The organism is Candidatus Benthicola sp. (assembly GCF_058719085.1).
The window spans coordinates 1-2,607 of the sequence record NZ_JBZQEK010000124.1; the positions used below are offsets into that span (position 1 = coordinate 1).

Annotated in this window: 2 protein-coding genes; one reads left to right on the forward strand and one right to left on the reverse strand. The window is 67.6% G+C overall.

Annotated features, from left to right (window positions below):
* A partial coding sequence (locus AC36XV_RS09725) for a beta-L-arabinofuranosidase domain-containing protein (protein ID WP_492203493.1) occupies positions 1 to 1,212 on the forward strand: 1,212 nt, incomplete at its 5' end.
* A gap of 30 nt (positions 1,213 to 1,242) precedes the next feature.
* Here AC36XV_RS09725 and AC36XV_RS09730 read toward each other — a convergent pair.
* Positions 1,243 to 2,304 (reverse strand): aldose epimerase family protein, encoded by a 1,062-nt coding sequence (locus tag AC36XV_RS09730; RefSeq protein WP_492203494.1) that lies wholly within the window; start codon positions 2,302 to 2,304, stop codon positions 1,243 to 1,245.
* Positions 2,305 to 2,607 lie beyond the last annotated feature (303 nt).

The following is a 2,607-nucleotide window of genomic DNA, read 5'->3' on the forward strand; positions in this document are numbered from 1 at the left end:
ATCAAGCAGCCCGGGGTGTGGTTCGCCCAAAGCGGTGAGCCCGCGGACTGGGAGGCCGTGGACCGGCTGATCGGCTGGCTCATGACCGAGCACGGGCAGCCGCAGGGCATCTGGTCGGGTGATGAGGAGCTTCACGGCACCGATCCGAGGCAGGGCGTCGAGACGTGCGCGGTGGTCGAGTACATGTTCAGCCTCGAGAGCCTGCTGGCGATCGGGGGCGACCTGCGGCACGCCGAGATGCTCGAGCGGGTGGCCTACAACGCGCTCCCGGCGGCGCTCAGCCCGGAGTTCGGCGGGCGGCACTACTACCAGCGTCCCAACCAGGTGGCCTGCACCCTCGGGCGCAGGAGCTTCACCGTGCGGCACGAGGACGACACCCTGATCGGCCTCGTGACCGGGTACGGATGCTGCACCGCGAACCTGCACCAGGGGTGGCCGAAGTTCGTTCAGCACCTGTGGTTCGCCACTCCCGACGATGGACTGGCCGCCCTGGTGTACGGCCCGTGCGAGGTGACGGCGCGCGTGGGAGACGGAACCGAGGTGAGCTTCGTGGAAGAGACCGATTACCCGTTCGAGGGGAAGGTCCGGTTCATCTATCGCGGTCCCTCGGGGGTCGAGTTTCCGCTCTATCTGAGGATTCCCTACTGGACGTCGGAGGCCACGATTCGGGTGAACGGAGAGGCACCGACGCGGACCGAGACCGGAGAGCTTCACCGGGTCGTGCGGACATGGAATCCGGGCGACGCCCTGGAGCTGGAGCTTCCGATGACGGTCCGGTCCTCCCGGTGGCACGAGAACTCCGTCGCACTGGATCTCGGGCCTCTTCTGCTCGCGCTCCCTCGGACCGAGGAGTGGAGGCAGGTGGGTGGCGGAGCGCCATTCGGTGACTGGGAGATCCGAACCGCGGAGCCCTGGAACTACGGAATTCGGCAGGAGGACCTCGAGTCGCCGGAGGGTGCCTTCCAGGTCACTCGCAGCGAGGTGCCGGATCAGCCGTGGGCTTCCGCGACGGCCCCGGGCTCGCTGTCGGCCGGCCCGCCGGTTCGCGTACGGTGTCTCGGGCGCAGGGTCGACCCGTGGCAGCCGTACGGGGCCGACACCGGTCCCCTTCCGTGGAGTCCGATCCGGTCCGGCCGGCCGGACGAACCGCTCGACCTGGTGCCCTACGGCAGCACGAAGATCCGGATCGCCTCCTTCCCGGTGGTCACCTGAGAAGTCGAGGGGCGGGCGCCCCGGGCAGGGTCATTCCGCCGAGAATCGATACACGGTCTGGGAGCGGAACACTTCGCCCGGGCGGAGGACCGTAGACGGAAACTCCGGCTGGTTCGGCGAATCCGGGTAGTGCTGCGTCTCCAGGCAGAGTCCCGAGCGGTACGCGTACACGGCACCTTCCTTACCGACGTCGCTGCCGTCGAGGAAGTTGCCGCTGTAGAACTGAATCCCCGGTTCGGTGGTGAGGACCTCCATCCGTCGCCCGCTGACCGGGTCCAGGAGCACGGCCGCCGGACGGAGCACGCCGTCGTCCCCCCACCCGTCGAGCGCGAAGTTGTGGTCGTAGCCTCCCCCGAACCGGAGCTGTTCGTCCGCGGCATCGATGCGCGCCCCGATCGCCGAGGGTGATCGGAAGTCGAACGGCGTTTCCTCCACCGAGCGCATCTCGCCGGTCGGAATCAGGGTCTCGTCCACGGGCGTGAACCGGCTGGCGTGGATCGTGAGGTCGTGATCCAGGATGTCTCCCGATCCGTGCCCGGCCAGATTCCAGTATCCGTGGTGGGTGAGGTTCAGAATCGTGGGCGCGTCCGTGGTCGCCTCGTACTCGACCCGGAGCGCCCCGACCGTCGTCAGGGCGTAGGTCACCTTCACGTCCAGACGTCCGGGGTATCCTTCTTCACCGGCCGGCGATGTGTAGCGCAGCACCACGCCGCTTTCCGTATCCGCTGCATACGGCTCGGCGGACCAGAGCACCTTGTCGAATCCCCGGATGCCTCCGTGCAGGTGGTTCGGGCCATTGTTGACGGCCAGCTCGTACTCCTGGCCGTCGAGCGAGAAGCGGCCCCTGGCGATCCGGTTGGCGTACCGTCCCACGATCGCGCCGAAATACGGCGTTCCGTCCAGGTACGGTTCCAGGCGGTCGTGTCCGAGCACCACGTCCACCCGCACTCCGTCGCGGTCCGGGACGAGGAGTCGCGTGACGATGCCTCCCCACGTCGAGATGTCGGCCTCGATCCCGCTCGGGCCGGTGAGGGTCACCAAGTCCACGGCTTCTCCGGCTGCCGTGAGCCCGAAAGGCCTGATCTCGGCCATCGGCGCGTCTCCAGTGTGGGTGTCGGGAGCCGGCTCAGATCGATCGCTCGAACAGGAGAATAGCGCTCCGAGCAGCGGCAAGAGGACGAGACGAGTGCGCATGCAGGCGCTCCGCGGTGTCGGTTGCGTCCTGGCTACCTGTCGGAAGCTGTCAGGGGTCGGACGCCTCGGCAATACACCGGGGCGCCGAGAGACCGCGAAGTTCCAATACATTCGCGGTCCTTGCCCGGTCGACGGGCGTTTGGACACATTGGAGCGGGCTGCGTACTCGATCTGGAGCATACACGAACGAATGACGGGACC

Bases quoted from the DNA above. Each gene is read 5' to 3' on its own strand.
- AC36XV_RS09730 (WP_492203494.1), bottom strand. From the start codon at position 2,304: ATGGCCGAGATCAGGCCTTTCGGGCTCACGGCAGCCGGAGAAGCCGTG.